The sequence below is a fragment of the Streptomyces sp. NPDC013187 genome (assembly GCF_042899705.1).
GTDB lineage: Bacteria > Actinomycetota > Actinomycetes > Streptomycetales > Streptomycetaceae > Streptomyces > Streptomyces hawaiiensis_A.
This window is the reverse complement of record NZ_JBIBAF010000007.1, coordinates 184,326-203,461: the sequence shown is the minus strand read 5'-3', so window position 1 is coordinate 203,461 and position 19,136 is coordinate 184,326. Positions and strand designations below refer to the sequence as shown.

Annotated in this window: 18 protein-coding genes and 1 pseudogene; 6 read left to right on the top strand and 13 right to left on the bottom strand. The window is 71.2% G+C overall.

Annotated elements, in window-relative coordinates; all coding sequences use genetic code 11:
* The first annotated feature begins 1 nt into the window (after nucleotide 1).
* The gene (locus ACFY5B_RS16545; RefSeq protein ID WP_362224423.1) at nucleotides 2–403 is read left to right on the top strand and encodes a RidA family protein; all 402 of its coding nucleotides are present in this window, start codon (nucleotides 2–4) and stop codon (nucleotides 401–403) included.
* A 104-nt stretch (nucleotides 404–507) separates the two neighbouring features.
* Here the strand turns inward: ACFY5B_RS16545 and ACFY5B_RS16540 are convergent, their stop codons facing one another.
* Together ACFY5B_RS16540 and ACFY5B_RS16535 are read right to left on the bottom strand one after the other, a co-directional pair.
* Nucleotides 508–1,230 carry an aspartate/glutamate racemase family protein gene (locus ACFY5B_RS16540; protein WP_389969508.1) on the bottom strand — a complete coding sequence of 241 codons (723 nt, stop codon included), beginning with the start codon at nucleotides 1,228–1,230 and terminating at the stop codon, nucleotides 508–510.
* A 5-nt stretch (nucleotides 1,231–1,235) separates the two neighbouring features.
* Entirely contained in the window at nucleotides 1,236–2,687 is a 1,452-nt protein-coding gene (locus tag ACFY5B_RS16535) for an NCS1 family nucleobase:cation symporter-1 (RefSeq protein ID WP_389969506.1), read from the bottom strand.
* Between the two features lie 171 nt (nucleotides 2,688–2,858).
* On the opposite strand from ACFY5B_RS16535, the gene ACFY5B_RS16530 reads away from it, so the two are divergent.
* Nucleotides 2,859–3,515, top strand: coding sequence for a GntR family transcriptional regulator (locus tag ACFY5B_RS16530; RefSeq protein WP_389969504.1), 657 nt, complete (start codon nucleotides 2,859–2,861; stop codon nucleotides 3,513–3,515).
* Nucleotides 3,516–3,601: 86 nt separating this feature from the next.
* Here ACFY5B_RS16530 and ACFY5B_RS16525 read toward each other — a convergent pair.
* A pseudogene (locus ACFY5B_RS16525) lies at nucleotides 3,602–4,297 on the bottom strand (uracil-DNA glycosylase); the annotation flags it as partial.
* Nucleotides 4,298–4,631: 334 nt separating this feature from the next.
* Here ACFY5B_RS16525 and ACFY5B_RS16520 point away from each other — a divergent pair.
* On the top strand, nucleotides 4,632–5,237 hold the full coding sequence (locus ACFY5B_RS16520) for an RNA-binding S4 domain-containing protein (RefSeq protein ID WP_389969501.1): 606 nt from the start codon (nucleotides 4,632–4,634) through the stop codon (nucleotides 5,235–5,237).
* Between the two features lie 83 nt (nucleotides 5,238–5,320).
* Here ACFY5B_RS16520 and ACFY5B_RS16515 read toward each other — a convergent pair whose 3' ends face one another.
* The 3 genes from ACFY5B_RS16515 to ACFY5B_RS16505 all read right to left on the bottom strand — a co-directional run bounded on the left by ACFY5B_RS16515 (nucleotide 5,321) and on the right by ACFY5B_RS16505 (nucleotide 7,663).
* Complete coding sequence (locus tag ACFY5B_RS16515) at nucleotides 5,321–5,782, bottom strand: DoxX family protein (RefSeq protein ID WP_389969499.1); 462 nt, start codon at nucleotides 5,780–5,782, stop codon at nucleotides 5,321–5,323.
* Between the two features lie 65 nt (nucleotides 5,783–5,847).
* A complete protein-coding gene (locus ACFY5B_RS16510; protein ID WP_389969497.1) occupies nucleotides 5,848–6,948 on the bottom strand; it encodes a protein kinase family protein in 1,101 nt (366 codons plus the stop codon).
* Nucleotides 6,949–6,964: 16 nt separating this feature from the next.
* On the bottom strand, nucleotides 6,965–7,663 hold the full coding sequence (locus ACFY5B_RS16505) for a class I SAM-dependent methyltransferase (protein ID WP_389969495.1): 699 nt from the start codon (nucleotides 7,661–7,663) through the stop codon (nucleotides 6,965–6,967).
* Between the two features lie 176 nt (nucleotides 7,664–7,839).
* Between ACFY5B_RS16505 and ACFY5B_RS16500 the strand changes: the two genes are divergently transcribed.
* A complete protein-coding gene (locus tag ACFY5B_RS16500; RefSeq protein WP_389969493.1) occupies nucleotides 7,840–8,103 on the top strand; it encodes a DUF6343 family protein in 264 nt (87 codons plus the stop codon).
* Between the two features lie 19 nt (nucleotides 8,104–8,122).
* On the opposite strand, the gene ACFY5B_RS16495 is transcribed toward ACFY5B_RS16500, so the two are convergent.
* From ACFY5B_RS16495 to rpsA, 4 genes are all read right to left on the bottom strand, one after another.
* Nucleotides 8,123–8,503: a M48 family metallopeptidase gene (locus ACFY5B_RS16495; protein ID WP_104779441.1), complete on the bottom strand. Its 381-nt coding sequence runs from the start codon at nucleotides 8,501–8,503 to the stop codon at nucleotides 8,123–8,125.
* Nucleotides 8,504–8,553: 50 nt separating this feature from the next.
* Complete coding sequence (gene coaE, locus ACFY5B_RS16490) at nucleotides 8,554–9,174, bottom strand: dephospho-CoA kinase (RefSeq protein ID WP_389969490.1); 621 nt, start codon at nucleotides 9,172–9,174, stop codon at nucleotides 8,554–8,556.
* A gap of 156 nt (nucleotides 9,175–9,330) precedes the next feature.
* Nucleotides 9,331–10,269 (bottom strand): PAC2 family protein, encoded by a 939-nt coding sequence (locus ACFY5B_RS16485; protein ID WP_389969488.1) that lies wholly within the window; start codon nucleotides 10,267–10,269, stop codon nucleotides 9,331–9,333.
* 241 nt (nucleotides 10,270–10,510) lie between these two features.
* Nucleotides 10,511–12,007: a 30S ribosomal protein S1 gene (gene rpsA, locus ACFY5B_RS16480; protein ID WP_062926262.1), complete on the bottom strand. Its 1,497-nt coding sequence runs from the start codon at nucleotides 12,005–12,007 to the stop codon at nucleotides 10,511–10,513.
* Nucleotides 12,008–12,377: 370 nt separating this feature from the next.
* On the opposite strand from rpsA, the gene ACFY5B_RS16475 reads away from it, so the two are divergent.
* Complete coding sequence (locus tag ACFY5B_RS16475; protein WP_389969934.1) at nucleotides 12,378–13,217, top strand: class I SAM-dependent methyltransferase; 840 nt, start codon at nucleotides 12,378–12,380, stop codon at nucleotides 13,215–13,217.
* Nucleotides 13,218–13,336: 119 nt separating this feature from the next.
* The gene (gene hrpB / locus ACFY5B_RS16470) at nucleotides 13,337–15,877 is read left to right on the top strand and encodes an ATP-dependent helicase HrpB (RefSeq protein WP_389969486.1); all 2,541 of its coding nucleotides are present in this window, start codon (nucleotides 13,337–13,339) and stop codon (nucleotides 15,875–15,877) included.
* Here hrpB and ACFY5B_RS16465 read toward each other — a convergent pair.
* The 3 genes from ACFY5B_RS16465 to ACFY5B_RS16455 all read right to left on the bottom strand — a co-directional run bounded on the left by ACFY5B_RS16465 (nucleotide 15,867) and on the right by ACFY5B_RS16455 (nucleotide 18,930).
* Nucleotides 15,867–16,859 (bottom strand): DUF3068 domain-containing protein, encoded by a 993-nt coding sequence (locus ACFY5B_RS16465; protein WP_389969484.1) that lies wholly within the window; start codon nucleotides 16,857–16,859, stop codon nucleotides 15,867–15,869. The two genes, hrpB and ACFY5B_RS16465, sit on opposite strands and share 11 nt — an antisense overlap.
* Before the next feature lie 25 nt (nucleotides 16,860–16,884).
* Nucleotides 16,885–17,019 carry an SPW_0924 family protein gene (locus ACFY5B_RS16460; protein ID WP_389969482.1) on the bottom strand — a complete coding sequence of 45 codons (135 nt, stop codon included), beginning with the start codon at nucleotides 17,017–17,019 and terminating at the stop codon, nucleotides 16,885–16,887.
* Nucleotides 17,020–17,178: 159 nt separating this feature from the next.
* Nucleotides 17,179–18,930: a lytic transglycosylase domain-containing protein gene (locus ACFY5B_RS16455; RefSeq protein ID WP_389969480.1), complete on the bottom strand. Its 1,752-nt coding sequence runs from the start codon at nucleotides 18,928–18,930 to the stop codon at nucleotides 17,179–17,181.
* Nucleotides 18,931–19,136 lie beyond the last annotated feature (206 nt).

The following is a 19,136-nucleotide window of genomic DNA, read 5'->3' as shown; positions in this document are numbered from 1 at the left end:
CGTGATCCGCCGCGTCACCGTCCCGAGCCTCTTCCCGCCGCCCACCTACTCCCACGCGTCTGTCGTGGAGGCCGGCACGCGGCTGGCGTTCCTCGCCGGGTCCGTACCGCTGGGCCCGGACGGCACGCTCGTGGGACCCGGCGATCCCGTACGGCAGGCGGAACAGGTCATCGACAACCTGCGCGAGCAACTGGCGGCCGTCGGCAGCGACCTGGGGCACGTCGTGGCGACCGACGTGTACGTGGTGAGCGGCGAGCCGGCCGTGCTGTCCGCCGTCTGGAGCGTGGTCGAGGCGTCCGGTCTCAGTGCGGGTCCGCACTCGTCGACGCTGATCGGCGTGGCGTGTCTCGGGTACACCGGCCAGTTGGTGGAGATCACGGCGACAGCCGTCGTTCCCGAGTAGGCGAGGTCCGCCACGTTGATCGGTGACGCGGTGCTCGTCGGCCCGCACTCGCGGGGCCCGTCACCACGACGTCACACCGGACGGTCCGGGCGGCCCGGCACGAGCTACTGCCCCGCGGGCCTCCCCCACAGCCTCCGTTTCGGCAGCGGACCGGCGTAGCTCCCCACCCGGCTCGTGGTCAGGCCCAGCGCCACCAGCGACTCCGCCAGTCTGACCGCCGCGGCGACCCCGTCGACGACCGGCAGCCCCAGCTTCTGGCCCAGGGCCCTCTGCAGCCCCGTCATGCCGGCGCAGCCCAGGACGAGCACCTCCGCTCCGGCCGCGCAGGCCCGTTCGGCGGCGGCCAGGAACGCCGTCTCGGTCCGCTCCTCGTCACCGAGGTCGAGCACGTTCAGGCCGGTGCCGACGATCGCCGCGCAGTTGCGCGCCACGCCGGCCGTCTCCAGGCTGTCCTCGATCTGGCCGCACGAGCGCTCCAGAGTGGTCACGACGCCGTAGCGGCGGCCCACGAGGCAGGCGAGATGCGCCGCGGCCTCGGTGATGTCGACAACCGGTACGTCGACCAGTTCGCGCACGCCCTCCCTCCCGTGCTCCCCGAAGCCGGCCAGGACCACGGCGTCGTACTGCGGTCCGTCGTAGGTCCGCAGCGTGTCCAGGACGGCGGCGGCGGACAGGTAGCTGTCGAGCCAGCCCTCCGCCGACTCGGGCCCCCACGTGGGGGTCAGTCCGGTCACGGTGGTGCCCGGACCTGCGGCGGCCCGGGCACCTCGTACGATCTCCTCGGTCATCTCCTGCGTGGTGTTGCAGTTGGTGACGACGATCCGCACGTCTCTCAGACCTCCGCGGTGGCGCGCTCGGGACGGCACAGGGCCGCGTACAGCCCGGCGGCGAGCCCCGTGCCGATGAACCAGGAATACGGGGCGACGTCGCTGAAGGTCTTCACCAGCGCGAGCACCGCCGCGACCCCGGCCGCGGGCAGGAACGCCCACAGTGCCTTGGGGTTGAAGCCCTTGCGGTAGTGGTAGCGGGCGCCGGGAGAGACGTCGAACAGCTCGTCGACGTTCACGCGGCCACGCTTGACCCAGTAGTAGTCGACCATGATCACACCGAACAGCGGTCCGAGGAAGGCGCCCAGGCCCCCGAGGAAGTAGTTCACGACGGTCGGGTTGGAGAAGAGGTTCCAGGGGGTGACGAGCAGCGCCGCGACGGTGCTGATCATGCCGCCGACCTTGAAGGTGATCTTCTGTGGCCACACGTTGGCCAGATCGTACGCCGGTGAGACGAAGTTGGCGACGATGTTGACGCCCATGGTGGCGATGGCGAAGGTCAGCGCGCCCACGACCAGTACCCAGGTGTTGCCGATCTCGGCGACGAGGTAGGCGGGGTCGGTGATCTCCTTGCCGAAGACCTCGAAGGCGCCCGCGGTGACGATGACCGACACGATCACGAAGGCCGTGGAGTTGATGGGCAGGCCCCAGAAGTTGCCGCGCTTGACGGACTTGTAGTCGGGCGCGAAGCGGGAGAAGTCGCAGAAGTTGAGCATCAGCGTGCCGTACGTGGCGAGGACCAGGCCGATCGCGCCGAACCACTGACGCCACTGCTCGCCGACCGACACCGGGTGCGGAGTGGAGGTGAGCGAGATCGTCCAGCCGGCCTTGGCGAGGATCCAGACGGCCAGCGCGATCATCACGAGCCAGATCGCCGGGCCGCAGAAGTCCTGGAACTTGCGCACCGACTCCATGCCCCTGCTGATGATCGCCGCCTGGACCAGCCACAGGGCGATGAAGGAGACCCAGCCGAGGGCGTCCAGGCCGAGGAAGGAGTTGTGCGTCCACGACTCGAGGCCGGGCCAGGCCGCCAGCAGCATCACGTTGACGGCGACGGAGGCGAGGTAGGTCTGGATGCCGTACCACATGATGGCGATCACGGCCCTGATCAGCGCCGGGATGTTGGCACCCCAGATGCCGAAGGCGATGCGGCTGACCACCGGGAAGGGCACTCCGTGGCGCTGGCCGATCTTCCCCATCCAGTTCATGCCGATGTAGATGATCACGAACCCGACGAGCAGGGACGTGAAGATCTGCCAGACGTTCATGCCCAGGAAGAGCAGTCCGGCGGCGAACGTGTAGTTGCCGAGGTTGTGGACGTCGGACATCCACATGGCGAAGAGGTCGAAGACCTTCCAGTTGCGCTTGCCGGCGGGCGCGAGGTCTTCGTTGGTGAGCCGGGGATCGGGGACGAACGCTGGGGTGCCGGTGGTCGCGGCACGGTCGGCGAGGGACACGGGGCCTCCAGAGCAAGGGGACGACGGAGGGCTGCGCTGCGGGGGGGGCCGCACGGCGAGCGTGTTTGGTATACCAAACTGCCGTCATGGTCTCGCCGTCAACAGTTCTGACGGATATCGCTCCTGTTAACGCTCCGTAAAAGACCCCTCGCGTCGGCGAAGATGGGCTGCATGACGAAGATCGAACCCCTGGGAGCGGTGCGCGAACGCGTCACGTCCGAGCTGCGGCAGCAGATCATCGCGGGCGGCCTGCTTCCCGGCGACCGCCTGGTCGAACGCGAGCTGGCGGAGCGGTTCGGCGTCTCGCGCGTGCCGGTCCGGGAGGCGATCCGGGCCCTTGTGGCCGAGGGGTTCGTCCATTTCGAGACGCCCCGCCGCACGGTAGTACGCCGTCTCACCCCGACCGACGTCAAAGAACTGTTCGAACTGCGAGAAGCTCTGGAGGTCTACGCCGCCGGACTCGCCGCCTCCCGAGCGACCCCGCAGGATCTGGCCGAGGTCCGGGAGCTGATCGACCGCGCGGCCGCCGCCACCGAGGCCGGGGACGCAGAGGCGATCACCGACGTCAACAGCCGGCTGCACGACCGCATCGTGGCGATGGCCGGCAACAGCCTGCTGACCGAGGCTCTGGAACCGGTCGCCGGGCGGCTGCGCTGGATGACGCGGCGCAACGAGGAGTGGCCCCAGCTCCTCGTGGAACACCGCGAGCTGTACGAGGCCATCGCCTCGGGCGACCCGGACAGGGCCCGCGCGCACGCGCTGACGCACGTGCGGACCAACTACCGCTCCACGGTTCGCCACCTGTTCGGCGAGGAGGCCGCTCCCTGACCGCCGGGGGAAGAGGCCCCTCCCTGACCGCCGGGGGAAGAGGCCCCTCCCTGGCCGCCCGGGGCAGAGGCCGCTCCCTGACCGCCGCGGACCGGCAGCTCCGCCGCGCGTCCGGCCGTCCGCAGGACGTCGCGCAGCATGGTGGGGGTGAGCCGGCCGGTGAAGGTGTTGCGCTGGCTGACGTGGAAACAGCCGAAGAGTTCCAGGCCGTCGAGGTGGAACCGGGCGCCGTGGGAGAAGGCGGGGCGTGGCCGGGGCACGGACCAGCCTGCCTCGGCGAACGCGGGCAGCGCCGCCTGCCAGCCGAAACCGCCGAGCACCACCACGGCCCGCAGCGTCGGGCGCAACAGCCGCAGTTCCTGCACGAGCCAGGGACGGCAGGTGTCCCGCTCCTCGGGGGTCGGCTTGTTGGCGGGCGGGGCGCAGTGCACGGGCGAGGTGACGCGCACGCCGTGCAGCTCCAGGCCGTCGTCGGCGTGCACGGCGGTCGGCTGGGAAGCGAGGCCCACGTCGTACAGCGCCTCGTAGAGCACGTCCCCGGAGCGGTCGCCGGTGAACATCCGGCCGGTGCGGTTGCCGCCGTGCGCGGCCGGGGCGAGTCCGACGATCAGCAGCCGGGCGTCCGCCGGCCCGAAACCGGGCACGGGCCGGCCCCAGTACGTCCAGTCCGTGAAGGCGGCCCGTTTGGTCCGGGCCGCCTCCTCACGCCAGGAGACCAGCCGCGGGCAGGCCCTGCAGTCCGCGATGCGCCGGTCGAGGAGGGGAAGGCCGCTGGCGTCCATACCTCCACGGTAGGGGCGGCGGGGACCATTCCCCGCACCGGGTGCGGAACCCTCAGGACATGCCGGCACGCGACCCCGAGGTGATGGTCGCGCCCGGCGCGGGCCGTGTGCCGGCGCGGCGCAGCCAGAGCAGAGCCCCGGACAGCAGCAGCGCTTTACTCCGGCGGAGCGGGTTCTTCGGCAGAGCGGCCTCTTCGGTGGCCTGAGGTGCGGTCAGCCATCTCTCACGGGCGACCCGGAGGGCTCTCGCGGAACTCTCGAAGGGCTCGCTGAGGGCCCTCGAAGGGCTCGCTGAGGGCTCTCGGAAGGCTTCCGGAGGACTAAGGTCGAAGGCATGGCTTCTCAGGGTGCGCAGCACGACATGACGGACGGGGCGGAAGGCCCGGCGCCCGGATCCCCCACGCCCGTCGGCACCTCCGAGGGGGGCGAGGCCCAGCCCCTGGATCCGAAGGTCGCCGCGGCGATCACCGCTGCCGAGGCCGCGGGCCCACAGGCGGGTACGACCGTCCGTGTCGACAGCTGGATCTGGTCCGTGCGCCTCGTCAAGAGCCGCTCCATGGGAGCCACCGCCTGCCGGGGCGGCCACGTGCGCGTCAACGGCGAGCGTGTGAAGCCCGCGCACGCCGTCCGTGTGGGGGACGAGGTGCGCCTGCGGCACGACGGTCGCGAACGGGTCGTCATCGTCACGCGGCTGATCCGCAAGCGGGTCGGCGCCCCCGTGGCCACCCAGTGCTACATCGACAACTCCCCGCCGCCCCCGCCCCGCGAGGCCGTCGCCCCCGCCGGCATCCGCGACCGCGGCGCAGGCCGCCCGACCAAGCGGGACCGCCGCGAAATGGAACGCCTCCGCGGCTCTACGGGCCCCGGCAGCGTATCCGGCCCCGGGCCTGTTCCCGGCGGCGGAACCTTCGGCAGCGGCTCGGGCAGACCGAGGCCCTGACCGAGCGGCACGGACAGGCCGACCCGGGGAGGGGCCTTGGGCAAGACACCCAAGGCACCATGGGCAGGCGGAGACCCGGCCGGTCACATCCGGCGCCGCAGCAGCCGGAGCAGATCCGCGTTGTGCCGTCGCCGCGCCCACGCTATGAGGGTGAGCGGCACGAGCAGAATCACCGGCGTCGCCGCGTACTGCCCGTCGAAGACGGCTGTCTGCACGATGAACGCGCCCACCATCAACGCGCTCAGCGCCATCGCCGCCACCGACTGGAGCACCGGGATCAACAGCGCGATCGCCCCGGCCAGTTCGAGCGCGCCGATGGTGTACATCCCCGCGCTGCCCCAGCCGAGCCGCTCGAACGACTCGGCAGCCGACGCGTGTCCGATCAGCTTGGGCAGGGCGCTCGCGATCGCGTAGAAGAGGGCGAGCAGTACCTGTAGAGCGCGCAGGGCGATGCGCGCACGTCGCCCGCGAGCGGTCACGGACTCGGCGATGACGACGCCGGCCGGGGTGGCGTCGGCCGGGACGGCAGCGGTGATCTCGGACATGAGGGTCTCCTGTTCAGGGCGTCCGTGGTGGTGTCGGAGAGGTAGACCGGCCCTCGCTCCGGAACTCATCGCCGCCCGGGCACCTGAAGCGGAAGGGTCACCGCGGCGCTGCCGGCCCCACCCCACCGGTCACGGACAGAGCAGGTGGAGCCTCTCCCTCGGGTAGGGGGTGGTCCGGCTTTCCCCCTGGGGGTGCGGTAGAAGTCGGTCATCACAGCCGCGACCGGGGCGTTGCGGGCGAGGATCTCGGCTGTCCCCGGCGGCGCTCCGGCCGGTGGCCTCCCTTGGGCCCACGCTTGTATCAGCTCTGCACGAATCTCCCAGTCCCCGCCGTACAGGGCGGTGATCAGCCAGTTCACCAGGTAACTGGCCGTGTAGCAGCGGTCGTAGGCGTCGTGCTCGTCGTAGAAGTCGGCCTCGGCGGGCGTCAGGTCGAAGCGGGTGGACAGGGCCAGGCCGTAGTCGGCGAAGTACAGGCGCCGGCCGTCGGTGAGGATGTTCTCGAAGTGGGCGTCGAAGTGGAGCAGCCCACGGCTGTTCATGAAGGACGTACCGGACGTCAGTTCCTTCTCCACGAGGGCACACGCCCGGTCGAGCGCCTCGTCACCGGCTCGCATCTGCTCCGTGAGCCAGGTGTTCAGCGTCCGGGGTATGTACTCCAGGAAGAGCGCGACGCTCGCCGAGGACTGTTGCAGGGCCTCGACCCGCCGTCTCACCGCCGCGTTCCCTCCCCAGTAGGCCACGACCCTCTCCACGTCGGCGAGCTCCTGCGCCCGGTGGGGCGCCTCGTCCGGCAGCACCCTCCAGTGGTACATCAGCGGACAGCCCTGGAACTGTCCGGACAGCGCCCAGTTGGTGGTCATGGCGTGGGCGGCGACCTCCCGCCACGCCCCGAACGAGGGCCCGCCGATGCCGTACTGGCAGACCATGGGCAGTCCGAACACGTTGGCCGTCGACAGCTGATGCTCCGGCCGCTGCTCCAGGTCCGTGAGGGGGACGCGCTTGACGAAGACCGGTGTGCCGGACACATCGAGCCGGGCCGACTTCCCGCCGATGCCGGTGCCCAGTGGCCGGGCCGCGTCCACCAGTTCGCGCAGTTCGGCGTCCCCGAGCAGCGCCAGTGAGGTCGCGACCGTGTCGTACCGGCTCAGGCGTCCTGGTTCCACTCCCCCGAGCCGGCTTTCACACACTCCCGGTGGCCTCGCCCGTCGGCACCGCCCGCACCCATATCCGATCCTCTGTCAGATAGCGGTCCACCTTCAGGCCCGCTTCCTCCAGCGCCTCCTCGAACTGCTCCTGGGTCAGGGGACGGGCGCGGAACGTCTGGGTCCAGACCGCGTCCGGGAACTCGTACTCAGCGCGCACCGAGTTGACTCCGTCGCCGACCGGCTCCGACGACGCGATCCGCAGGGTGAAGCCGCTGGGGTCTTTGCGCTCGCGCGGCACGTTCTCGTGGTAGCCCTCGCCCTCCCGCTGGATCAGCACCCAGCCGCCCTTCGCCACATGGCGCACGCACGTGCGCAGCAAGCCGCGCCGCACCTCGACATCTCCCGCGTGCACGAGGAACGACGCCAGCAGCACCACGTCGAACGTCTCGCCCAGAGCCAGTTCCTCGATCGGGCCGCATATCGTGCGCGCACCGCGCACGCGCTCCAGCATGGCGGCGGATTCGTCCACCGCCGTGACCGTGAATCCCCGCTCCAGCAGTGCGTGGGTCATGCGTCCGACCCCGCTGCCGAGCTCCAGGATGCGGGCGCCCTCGGGGACCGCCGCCGCGATGACATCCGGTTCGTCCCCGATGGGCAGCCGGGAGTACAGCTCCACCGCGCAGCCGTCCGGAGTGATGGCCCCTGGTCCCGTCCCCTCGTACCCCTCACGCATTCTCATCTCCATGCCCGCACAACGGACCGCGCCCGCACACCCGTTCCCGCCGACCTCCGCCTTCACCCGACCGAGTGAACGAGGCGTGAGGGCGCGGAGCCGACGTGTCGGCCCTGGTCGACCTTGGTGGACCCCTGCCACGAGGAGTACGTTGCAAGCAGGAGTGGTGATCGACGATGCGTACAGGCAGTGAACCGAGAACCGCACGCAGTGCCTTGCGGGCGCGCTTCTGGCTGAGCCTGTGGGGGCTGGTCTGGGCGCTCTTCGGGACGGTGGCGTTCGCCGTCGCCGGGCGGAGCGGGTGGGCGATCGCCTGCGGGGTGCTGCTGCTGATCGTCACGATCGATCTGGCCGTCGTCCTGCGGCACATCCGCCAGGGCCCGCACTATCAGCCGGGCCCCGACATCCCGCCCTACCGGCCGCCGGACGAACGCCCCTGAGGCGCACACGGCAGGCAGCTCACGAGTCGAAGCGCGCGGCCTTCAGGAACTCCGGGTTCGGGTCGAGCGCCGCCGCCAGGCGGAAGTGGCGCTTCGCCTGGTCGGGTCGCCCCTGGCGCTCATACGTACGGGCGAGCGCGAAGTGGGCGAACGCGTTGTCCGGCTCCCGCTCCAGGACGATCTGGAACTCCAGCTCCGCCGGTCTCAGCTGCGCCGCCGCGAAGAAGGCACGAGCCCGCAGCAGTCGCGCCGCGGTGTTCTCCGGATGCGTGGCGATGACGCCGTCGAGCAGCTTCACCGCGCCCCTGGGGTCCCGCGCGGCGAGCAGTTGCTCGGCGGCACGGAAGTCGATGACATGCGTCTCCGGGGTACGTCCGGTCGGACCGCTGGTCTCGGGCACGGCTGAGTCCTTCCCTCACTGCACGGGTTCAACGCCCTCGCGGGGTGCCGCTATTCCGTGGGAGACGGCCGGGGCGTCCGCGACCTGCGCACCAGCTCGGCCCACACGTCCCTCACCCGCTGCTCCAGCCGCTCCAGCGGGACGTCGTTGTCGATCACGATGTCGGCGATCTCGCGGCGCTGCTCGCGCGTCGCCTGGGCGGCCATCCGCGCGCGGGCGTCCTCCTCGGTCATGCCGCGCAGGCGCACGAGCCGGTCGAGCTGGGTCTCGGGGGCCGCGTCCACGACGATCACCAGGTCGTACAACGGCGCCAGGCCGTTCTCCGTGAGGAGCGGGACGTCGTGGAGGACGACCGCGTCCTCGGCGGCGGCCTCCTCGAGCTCGCGGGAGCGGGCGCCCACCAGGGGGTGCACGATCGAGTTCAGTACGGCGAGCTTCTCCGGGTCGGCGAAGACGATGGCGCCGAGGCGGGGCCGGTCCAGGCTGCCGTCTGCGGCGAGGATCTCCTCCCCGAAGGCCTCGACGACCGAGGCGAGCCCCGGCGTCCCCGGGGCGACGACCTCCCGCGCGATGCGGTCCGCGTCGATCAGCACGGCCCCGCACGCGACGAGCAGCCGTGACACCTCGCTCTTGCCGGCGCCGATCCCGCCGGTCAGGCCCACCTTCAGCATGCCCCGCAGCTTAGGCCCTGCCACTGACACGACCCTCGCCCGGGCCGGACCGGGGATCGGTCGTCGCCGGCTCGTTCAGCTGTCGCCTCGTCCAGCCGTCGCTTGCCCGTCCTACCGTCGTCCGCCCGTCGCCTGCCCGTCCGGCCGTCGCCTCGTTCAGCTGTCGCCTTCTCGTTCCGCCAGGAACTTCTCGAACTCCTGGCCGATCTCGTCCGCCGACGGGATGTCCACCGGCTCGGCGAGCATGTTGCCCCGGGTCTCTGCGCCCGCGACGGCGTCGTACTGGTGCTCGAGACCCTCGATGAGCGCCGTGAGGTCCTCGTCGCCCTCGCGGATCTGCCGGTCGATCTCCGTCTGGGTGCGGTGGGCGCCCGACCGCAGGCTGTGGGCGATGCCGGGCAGGACCAGTCCGGTCGCCGCCGTGATGGCCTCCAGGACCGTCAGGGCCGCGTCCGGGTACTGGGAGCGGGCGATGTAGTGCGGGACGTGCGCGGCGACGCCCAGGACGTCGTGCCCGGCCTGGAGCAGGCGGTACTCGATGAGGGCCTCGGCGCTGCCGGGCACCTGTGCCTCCTCGAAGGGGCTGGGGTGGCCCGGGACGAGGTCGGTGCGGTTGCCGTGCGGGGTGAGGCCGACGGGCCGGGTGTGCGGGACGCCCATGGGAATGCCGTGGAAGTTCACGGAGAGGCGCACGCCGAGCCGCTCCACGATCTGCTTCACAGCGGCGGCGAAGCGCTCCCACTCCACGTCCGGTTCGGGTCCGGACAGCAGCAGGAAGGGCGCGCCGGTGGCGTCCTGCACGAGCCGCACCTCGAGAGCGGGGTCCTCGTAGTCGGTCCAGCGGTCGCGCTTGAACGTCAGAAGCGGGCGGCGGGCGCGGTAGTCGACGAGCCGATCGTGGTCGAAGCGGGCGACGACCTGATGGGGCAGGGAGTCGAGCACCCGGTCGACGATCTGGTCGCCCGTCTCACCCGCGTCGATGTATCCGTCGAAGTGGTAGAGCATGACAAGTCCGGCCGACTCCTGGGCAAGCGCCATGTCGACGACCGCCAGCCCCTTCGGCTCCCAGGCGTACAAATCCTGCGGATCAAGCACAGTGACCGCTCCTCCTCGTGTTCACACTGCACAACGCCGGTGCGCGCGTGGGCATTCCCGGAAGGAGGAGGGCATTGATCTTGTGGCTCGGGACAGCGCGCCCTGAAGGGACGCGGGGAACTGCGCGAGAAGCTCCCACCGGCCGGCAGCCGGCCGTCGGGCCCGCTCACAGCAACACCAAGGGGCCGCACCTCGAAAGGTACGGCCCCTCAGCTATCGGCTATGCCTCAGCGGCGAGCGTTCAGCTCTGGCCACCGGCCAGCTTCTCGCGCAGAGCGGCAAGCGCCTCGTCCGAGGCCAGCGCGCCGGAGTTGTCCGGGCCCTCGGAGGAGTACGAACCGCCACCACCGGACGCGGCCGGAGCGGCAGCCTCGCCACCCTCGGCGGCGGCCTTCTCGTCCGCCTCGCGGGACTTGATGACCTGCGCCTGGTGCTGCTCGAAGCGCTGCTGCGCCTCGGCGTACTGGGTCTCCCACGCCTCGCGCTGGGTCTCGTAGCCCTCGAGCCAGTCGTTGGTCTCGGGGTCGAAGCCCTCGGGGTAGATGTAGTTGCCCTGGTCGTCGTACGACGCGGCCATGCCGTAGAGCGTCGGGTCGAACTCGACCGAGGCCGGGTCCGAACCGAAGGACTCGTTGGCCTGCTTCAGCGAGAGGCTGATGCGACGGCGCTCGAGGTCGATGTCGATGACCTTGACGAAGATCTCGTCGTTGACCTGGACGACCTGCTCCGGGATCTCCACGTGGCGCTCGGCCAGCTCGGAGATGTGGACCAGACCCTCGATGCCCTCGTCCACGCGGACGAACGCACCGAACGGAACCAGCTTCGTGACCTTGCCGGGCACGACCTGGCCGATCTGGTGGGTGCGGGCGAACTGCTGCCACGGGTCTTCCTGGGTCGCCTTCAGCGACAGGGAGACACGCTCGCGGTCCATGTCGACGTCGAGGACCTCGACGGTGACTTCCTGGCCGACCTCGACAACCTCGGAGGGGTGGTCGATGTGCTTCCAGGAGAGCTCGGAGACGTGGACCAGACCGTCGACGCCACCCAGGTCCACGAAGGCACCGAAGTTGACGATCGAGGAGACCACACCGGAACGGACCTGACCCTTCTGGAGGGTCGTGAGGAACGTCTGGCGGACCTCGGACTGGGTCTGCTCCAGCCAGGCACGGCGGGACAGGACCACGTTGTTGCGGTTCTTGTCCAGCTCGATGATCTTGGCCTCGAGCTCCTTGCCCACGTAGGGCTGGAGGTCGCGGACGCGGCGCATCTCGACCAGGGAAGCCGGAAGGAAGCCACGGAGGCCGATGTCGAGGATGAGACCACCCTTGACGACCTCGATGACGGTACCGGTGACGATCCCGTCCTCTTCCTTGATCTTCTCGATGGTGCCCCAGGCACGCTCGTACTGGGCGCGCTTCTTCGAGAGGATCAGGCGGCCTTCCTTGTCCTCCTTCTGGAGAACAAGGGCCTCGATCTCGTCACCGACGGCGACGACCTCGTTGGGGTCGACGTCGTGCTTGATCGAGAGCTCGCGGCTCGGGATCACACCTTCGGTCTTGTAACCGATGTCGAGCAGGACCTCGTCCCGGTCGACCTTCACGATGACGCCGTCGACGATGTCGCCGTCGTTGAAGTACTTGATCGTCTCGTCGATCGCGGCGAGGAAGGCTTCCTCGTTACCGATGTCGTTGACCGCTACCTGCGGGGTGGTGGCGGTGGTCTCGGTGCTGCTCGTCATGTGGGAAAGGGCTCCGGTACGGACATTGAAGTCGTAGGTACTGCTACGCCGGGAGCCCGTTTCGCTCTGCAGAAGCCGGACAGCCAAGGAAGCGCCACTCAGAACCGGTGGCGCCTCGACAACCGAGGGGACATACATACAGATGCGAGCGCAGCCTGCTACGTCTGAGGTGCGCAGGCCCGCAGCGCAACTTGTAGCATACGGGGGCAGCCGGGCAGGGTCAATGCGCGAAGCCGCCCACGCGGGGCGAACGCCGCATATCCGGCACAAGTCGTGTCGTTCGAGGCCACGCGCGGCGCGCGACGCCCCCTTTGCGACACCGCCAGGACCGGCCTGACGGAAGAGCCCGCACACTAGTACGAGGGAGCCGATCATCCAAGAGTCCGAAGCGTCCGAACCCGAGGCCACCCGGCGCGATGCCGATGTCACGGAAAGCTCCCGGGCCAATCGTGGCTGGTGGGACCGCAACGCGGACGAGTACCAGGTCGAGCACGGCACCTTCCTCGGCGACGACCGCTTCGTGTGGGGCCCCGAGGGTCTGGACGAGGTGGAGGCCGAGCTGCTCGGCCCGCCGGAGGAGCTGAAGGGCCGGGACGTCCTGGAGATCGGCGCCGGCGCCGCCCAGTGCTCGCGCTGGCTGACCGCCCAGGGAGCGCGCCCGGTCGCCCTGGACATCTCGCACCGGCAGCTTCAGCACGCGCTGCGCATCGGCGGTTCCTTCCCCCTGGTGTGCGCCGACGCCGGTGCGCTCCCCTTCGCCGACGCCTCGTTCGACCTGGCCTGCTCGGCGTACGGGGCGCTGCCCTTCGTCGCCGACCCGCGCCAGGTCCTGCGGGAGGTGCGCCGGGTGCTCCGGCCCGGGGGACGTCTGGTCTTCTCGGTGACGCACCCGATCCGCTGGGCCTTCCCGGACGAGCCGGGGCCCGAGGGGCTGTCGGTGTCGGCCTCGTACTTCGACCGCACGCCCTACGTCGAGCAGGACGACGAGGGCCGGGCGGTCTACGTCGAGCACCACCGCACCCTCGGCGACCGCGTCCGGGACGTCGTCGCGTCGGGCTTCCGGCTGGTCGACCTGGTGGAGCCGGAGTGGCCCGCCTGGAACACCGCGGAGTGGGGCGGCTGGTCGCCGTTGCGCGGGAACCTGATCCCCGGCACGGCGATCTTCGTGTGCGAGCGAAGCGAAACGGGGGCATCCCCGGCCGAAGGCTGAGGGAGGGACTGCGGCACGCGCGGGTGGGACCTCTCTCGCGAGGGTCATGCAGGCGATGAGCAGCCAGCGCTGAGGCACGCGCGCGTGGGACGTCTTCCCGGGCGTACGACACTGAGGGCGTGATCCGTTACGACGCCCTGGAAGCCCTGCCCGTACGCGGCGCCCTGCCCGCCCTGGCCGACGCCCTGGAGGGGCACGGCACCGCCGTCCTCGTGGCGCCTCCCGGTACCGGCAAGACGACCCTGGTGCCGCCGGCGCTTGCGGGGCTGCTCGGGGAAGGGCCCGGGCGGCGGGTGATCGTGGCCGAGCCGCGGCGGATCGCGGCCCGGGCGGCGGCGCGGCGGATGGCGTGGCTGCTGGGCGAGAAGCCCGGCGAGAGCGTCGGCTACACCGTGCGCGGGGAGCGGGTCGTCGGGCGGCACACGCGCGTGGAGGTCGTCACGACGGGTGTGCTGGTGCAGCGCCTGCAACGGGACCAGGAGCTGGCCGGAGTCGACGTGGTGGTGCTCGACGAGTGCCACGAGCGGCATCTGGACGCGGACACGGCGGCGGCGTTCCTGTGGGACGTACGGCAGACGCTGCGGCCGGATCTGCGGCTGGTGGCCGCCTCGGCGACGACCGACGCGCAGGGGTGGGCGGGGCTGCTGGGCGGGGCGCCGGTGGTCAAGGCGCAGGGGACCGCGCACCCGGTGGAGACCGTGTGGGCGCCCCCGGCGCGGCCCGTACGCCCGCCGCACGGGATGCGGGTCGATCCGGCGCTGCTGACGCATGTGGCGTCCGTGGTGCGGCGTGCGCTGGCGGAGCGGGACGGGGACGTGCTGTGTTTCCTGCCCGGCGTGGGCGAGATCGCCCGGGTCGCCGGGCAGCTCGGGGGGCTCGGGGACGTCGAGGTGCTCCAGGTGCACGGGAGGGCGCCGGCGGCCGTGCAGGACGCGGTGCTGGTGCCCGGGGAGCGGCGGCGGGTGGTGCTGGCCACGTCCGTCGCGGAGTCGTCGCTGACGGTGCCCGGGGTGCGAGTGGTGGTGGATTCGGGTCTGGCGCGCGAGCCGAGGGTGGACCACGCGCGCGGGCTGAGCGCGCTGACGACCGTGAGGGCGTCGCAGGCCGCCGGGCGGCAGCGGGCGGGGCGGGCCGGGCGTGAGGCTCCGGGAGCGGTGTACCGCTGCTGGGCGGAGGCCGAGGACGCGCGTCTGCCGCGGTATCCGTCGCCGGAGATCAAGGTGGCCGACCTGACGGCGTTCGCGCTGCAGGTGGCGTGCTGGGGGGATCCGGACGCGTCCGGGCTGGCGCTGCTGGACGGGCCGCCGAGTGGGGCGATGGCGGCGGCGCGGGGCGTCTTGACGGCGGTGGGGGCGGTGGACTCCGTCGGGCGGGCCACGGAGCGGGGAGTCCGGCTGAGCCGGGTGGGGGTGCATCCACGCTTGGGGCGGGCGCTGCTCGACTCCGCGCCCCTCGTCGGGGCCGAGCGGGCCTCTGAGGTAGTCGCCCTGCTGAGCGAGGAGGCTCCGCGGGAGTACGGCGATGATCTGGTCGGTGCTTTGCGTCGTGCTCGGCGCGGGGGTGACGCCTATTCCTCGCGGTGGCGGAGTGAGGTTCGGCGGCTGCAGGCCGTCATTTCCGGCGTTTCCCACCCTCCCAGCCGTAACCGGCCGCACGATGCCGGCGTCGGGGCCTGGACGGACTCCCCGGAAGAGCGTCAGGTCGGGATCGTCGCCGCCCTCGCCTTTCCCGAGCGCATCGCCAGGAGTGACGGTGGATCGTACCTCATGGTCTCCGGGACCCGCGCCGAGGTAGGCGACGGAAGCGCGATGCGGGGTGTCCCCTGGATCGCTTGCGCCGTCGCCGACCGGCCCGTCGGGAAGGGGCACGCGCGGGTGCGGCTCGGTGCCGTGGTCGATGAGGACGTGGCCCGGCTCGCCGCGGGGGCCCTGCTGGAGGAGCGGGACGAGGTCGGGTGGGACGGCGGGGACGTCGTGGCGCGGCGGGTGGAGCGGCTGGGAGCCGTCGAGCTGACCGTGCGGACGTTGCGTGACGCCGATCCGGGCCTCGTGCGCGGCGCGCTGCTCGACGGGCTGCGGCGCGAGGGGTTCGGGCTGCTGCGATGGTCGGCGGAGGCCGGCGTTCTGCGGCAGCGGCTCGCGTTCCTGCGGCTGCACCTCGGTGAGCCCTGGCCGGACGTGTCCGACGAGGCGCTGCACGCGCGCGTGGAGGAGTGGCTGGAGCCGGAGCTCGGCCGGGCACGGCGGCGGGCCGATCTGGCGCGGATCGACGCCGGGGAGGCGCTCGCCCGGCTGCTCCCCTGGGCCTCCGGTCAGGCGGGGCGGCTCGACGAGCTGGCCCCGGAGCGGATGACGGTGCCCAGCGGTTCGAGGATCCGGATCGACTACTCCCGGCCCGAGCAGCCCGTGCTGGCGGTGAAGCTGCAGGAGATGTTCGGGCTCCAGGAGTCGCCCCGGGTCGCCGGGGTGCCGCTGCTCGTGCACCTGCTGTCCCCGGCCGGGCGCCCGGCCGCCGTCACCGCCGATCTCGCGTCGTTCTGGCGGGACGGCTACCGAGGCGTACGGGCGGAGCTGCGGGGGCGGTATCCGAAGCATCCGTGGCCCGAGGACCCGGCGGGTGCCGAGCCGACGCGGCACACCAACGCGCGGCTCAGGCGCTGACCGACGACGGTTCCTCGGCCGTCGTGGATGCCGGGCCGGAGGGGCGGCGGCCGCGGGCCTCCAGGTACAGCGAGAGGACCAGCAGGAGGACGCCGAGGGTCAGGAAACCCCAGGGCAGGTAGGACGTCATGAGCAGGATGAGCAGGCGCTGGGACTTCACCAGGTCGACGGTGTGCGTGAGGTAGTCCTCGCGCATCTTCACGTGGCCCGCGAAGGCGGTCACCTTGTCGCGGTCGCCGAGGAGAGCTCCGCCGCGCAGTTCCTCCCGGTGGATCTCCTCTCCGTACACGGGGGCGCCGGTGAGGGGTTCGACCCAGAACTTGCGGACCGTGGTGTACCAGCGGGTCGTGCCGGTCTGGGCCACCGCCTCGGGGGTGAGGCCCTTGACGGGCAGGGTCTTGGGGATCTTCACCTTGGTCCAGGGGATGGTCTGCTCGAAGTAGTAGACCTCCAGGCCGCGGAAGTCGCGGGTGCCCTCGTAGGTGATGGGGGCGGTGACGCGGGCTTGGGCGTCGAAGTACTCGTAGTCCCGTTTCTCGGTCGCGAAGGGCCACTTGAACTCGATGCCCTGGCGGCGCACCGGGTCGCCGTCGACCATCTCGCCGGTGGCGTGCACGGGTTCCTGGGTGTGGGCGTCGAAGATGTAGCGCTCGGGGATCTTGGAGACCATCTTGCCGTCGGGGCCGACGACGTAGGACAGGCCGTCCCAGACGACGACGTCCCGGCCCGCCGACTCCTCGATCCGTTCGGAGGCCTCCACGTTGCCCTTGAGAGTCTGGACGATGGTGACCTTGGAGACCTTCTTCGCCTTCATCGTGCCGTAGTCGAGGAGGGTGGCGTTCTTCGCCTCCAGGACCATGTCCTGGTACTGGTTCGCGGGGACCTTGGCGAGGCGCGGGAAGGCGTACCAGCGCAGCAGCGGGGACAGCGCCGCGAAGAACACGGCGAGGGTGAGCAGGACCAGGCCGGCCTTGCGGCGCATCTCGGCCTCCCTCCCGGGCGGGCGGTCAGGGGTGTGCGGGCACGGTCGTCAGCAGCGGTTCCGGGGACGTCCCGCCTGACGGGGAGCCGAGGGCGGTCAGTGTCAGGACCACGGCGAACGCGAGGGCCAGACCGGTGGCGGCGGCGATGAGGGCGCGCATGCGGAACCTCCCCACGGGTCGCGACGGGCAGAACTGATGCACCGTCAGGTTCCTCGGCACCGTAGCAACGCGCGACCGAGATGAGAACACGTTGCACACACAACGACGCCCCTCCTTTCCAGGAGGGGCGAGAGGGGCGTCGTCTGTCGTACCTGAGAGCTACGCGCTCGGGGCGGCCGACGGGCTCGGCGAGGACGTCGCCGCCGCAGCCACGGTCAGTTCGACCGTGAGTGTCGCCCCGCCTGTCGTGGTGATGCGGAGCAGGAACGTGCCGGCCGTGTCGTCGGCGTACAGCTCGGGCAGCTTCAGCAGGCCCTTCGCGTCGGTCTTCAGCCCCGTGAGGGTGCGGACGGTCTTGCCGTCGGCGTCCTTGAAGTAGGGGCCCTTGACGTTGGCGGTCGGGTCGTCCGCCGACTTGATCAGGGTGGCGGTGGCCGCGACGCCGTCGGCGACGGCGCCCTTGTAGGTGGCCTTCACCTCGACCCGGTTCGCGAATTCGCCGCCCGGGGCACAAGTCAGCGCGGCGTCACCGGTACGGACGAGGGCATCGGCCGCGCGCTCGGTCACGGTGGCCTTGTAGTCGAGACCCGGGAGGGCCCGCCCCACCACGGTGGCGCGGACGGTGACGGCGCCGGTCTTCTCCCCCGCCTCGAGAGCGGGCGCCACGGCCACGCCGGAGCTGTTGGTGGCGACCGTGGCCACGCTCTCGCCGCCGGTGAAGGTGGTGTCCGTGTCGCCGACGATGGTGAAGCGCACCCTGACCTTGGCGACGGCCTTGCCCGCCTCGGTCTCGGCGCGGGTGCTGATCCGCCGGTCGAACGCGTCGCCCGCCATGGCGGTGAGCTTCCCGGTTCCAGCGTCCTCCAGGTGGTCCACCGTGTCGGTGGGGGTGGGGGGTGTGGTGGGCGGCGGCGTGGACGGCGTGTCAGGCGGTGTCGTGGGCGGCTTCGGGGTCGTCGTGCCGCCACCGCCGGGCTTCTGCGGTGTCCCGGGCTTCTCGGGCTTGGGCCCGGGCTTGGGCGTCGAACCGGCCGGGGTCGTCGTGCCCGGGACGGTGGGCGTCGGGCTCGCGCCCGCGCCGTCGTCGCTGCGGTTGTCGGGCAGCGTGCCCGTGCCGTCCGGGACCTCGTGAGTGCCCTTGCGGTAGTACTCCAGCCACCTCATCACGAGGTTGAGGTAGTCCCGCGAGTTGTTGTAGCTGAGGATCGCCCGGTCGAGGTCGCCCTGCTGGGACAGGTCCCAGTTGTTGCGGCACAGGTAGTGGCCGGCGGCGAGCGCGGCGTCGTAGATGTTGTTGGGGTCCTTCTTGCCGTCGGCGTTGCCGTCGCGGCCGGCCCAGGCCCAGGTGGAGGGGATGAACTGCATGGGGCCGACGGCCTGGTCGTACGAGCTGTTGCCGTCGTACGCGCCGTCGTCGGTGTCCTTGATGAGGGCGAAGCCGTTGCCGTCGAGCTGGGGGCCCAGGATCGGCTTGATGGTGGTGCCGTCGGCCCTGACCTGGCCGCCACGAGCCTGTCCGGACTCCACCCGGCCGATGGCCGCGAGGAGTTGCCAGGGAAGGTTGCAGCCGGGCTTCTTCTCGCGCAGCGCGGTCTCGGCCTTCTTGTAGGCGTCGAGGACGGTCGCGGGGATGCCGGCTTCCGTGGCACCCGTGCCGCCCGGGCCGGGGCCCGTGCTCGGTGACGGGTTCGGGCTCTTCAGCGGGGGCAGGTCCGTGTAGTACGGCGAGTTGCCGGTGGCGCTGCCGCGGGAGGCACTCGCTTCGGGGGAGGGTGTGGCGTCGGCGGCGGTCTGTCTGCCGTGGTCGTTCACGCCCGGAGCCTGAGAGGCGGACAGGGCCGCGACCGCTACCGCGGCCACGGCGGTCGTCGCCGCCCCTTTGCGCAGCCTCCTGCCGAATTGCGCCGCCATAGAGTGAACCCCTCCCGTGGACGCCCGAGCGTCCGTCTACGTCTGCAGTGTTCGCCCTGTTGTGACGATCCAACCGCCCGAGGGGTTGCCCTCCGACAGCCAAAACTCTGTTCTCGTGCGTGCTCTGCTCTTTACCGCCATCGCGCATTCGACGCGCTCCCCGCGCGACGACTCTGGCGACCCTACGACAACTTCTTTTGCCCGGG

Coding starts and splice junctions, on each gene's coding strand:
- ACFY5B_RS16455 (WP_389969480.1), bottom strand. CDS start 18,930: ATGGCGGCGCAATTCGGCAGGAGGCTGCGCAAAGGGGCGGCGACGACC.
- ACFY5B_RS16505 (WP_389969495.1), bottom strand. CDS start 7,663: ATGCGTGAGGGGTACGAGGGGACGGGACCAGGGGCCATCACTCCGGAC.
- ACFY5B_RS16520 (WP_389969501.1), top strand. CDS start 4,632: ATGGCTTCTCAGGGTGCGCAGCACGACATGACGGACGGGGCGGAAGGC.
- ACFY5B_RS16500 (WP_389969493.1), top strand. CDS start 7,840: ATGCGTACAGGCAGTGAACCGAGAACCGCACGCAGTGCCTTGCGGGCG.
- ACFY5B_RS16465 (WP_389969484.1), bottom strand. CDS start 16,859: ATGCGCCGCAAGGCCGGCCTGGTCCTGCTCACCCTCGCCGTGTTCTTC.
- ACFY5B_RS16530 (WP_389969504.1), top strand. CDS start 2,859: ATGACGAAGATCGAACCCCTGGGAGCGGTGCGCGAACGCGTCACGTCC.
- coaE (WP_389969490.1), bottom strand. CDS start 9,174: ATGCTGAAGGTGGGCCTGACCGGCGGGATCGGCGCCGGCAAGAGCGAG.
- rpsA (WP_062926262.1), bottom strand. CDS start 12,007: ATGACGAGCAGCACCGAGACCACCGCCACCACCCCGCAGGTAGCGGTC.
- ACFY5B_RS16515 (WP_389969499.1), bottom strand. CDS start 5,782: ATGTCCGAGATCACCGCTGCCGTCCCGGCCGACGCCACCCCGGCCGGC.
- ACFY5B_RS16460 (WP_389969482.1), bottom strand. CDS start 17,019: ATGCGCGCCCTCATCGCCGCCGCCACCGGTCTGGCCCTCGCGTTCGCC.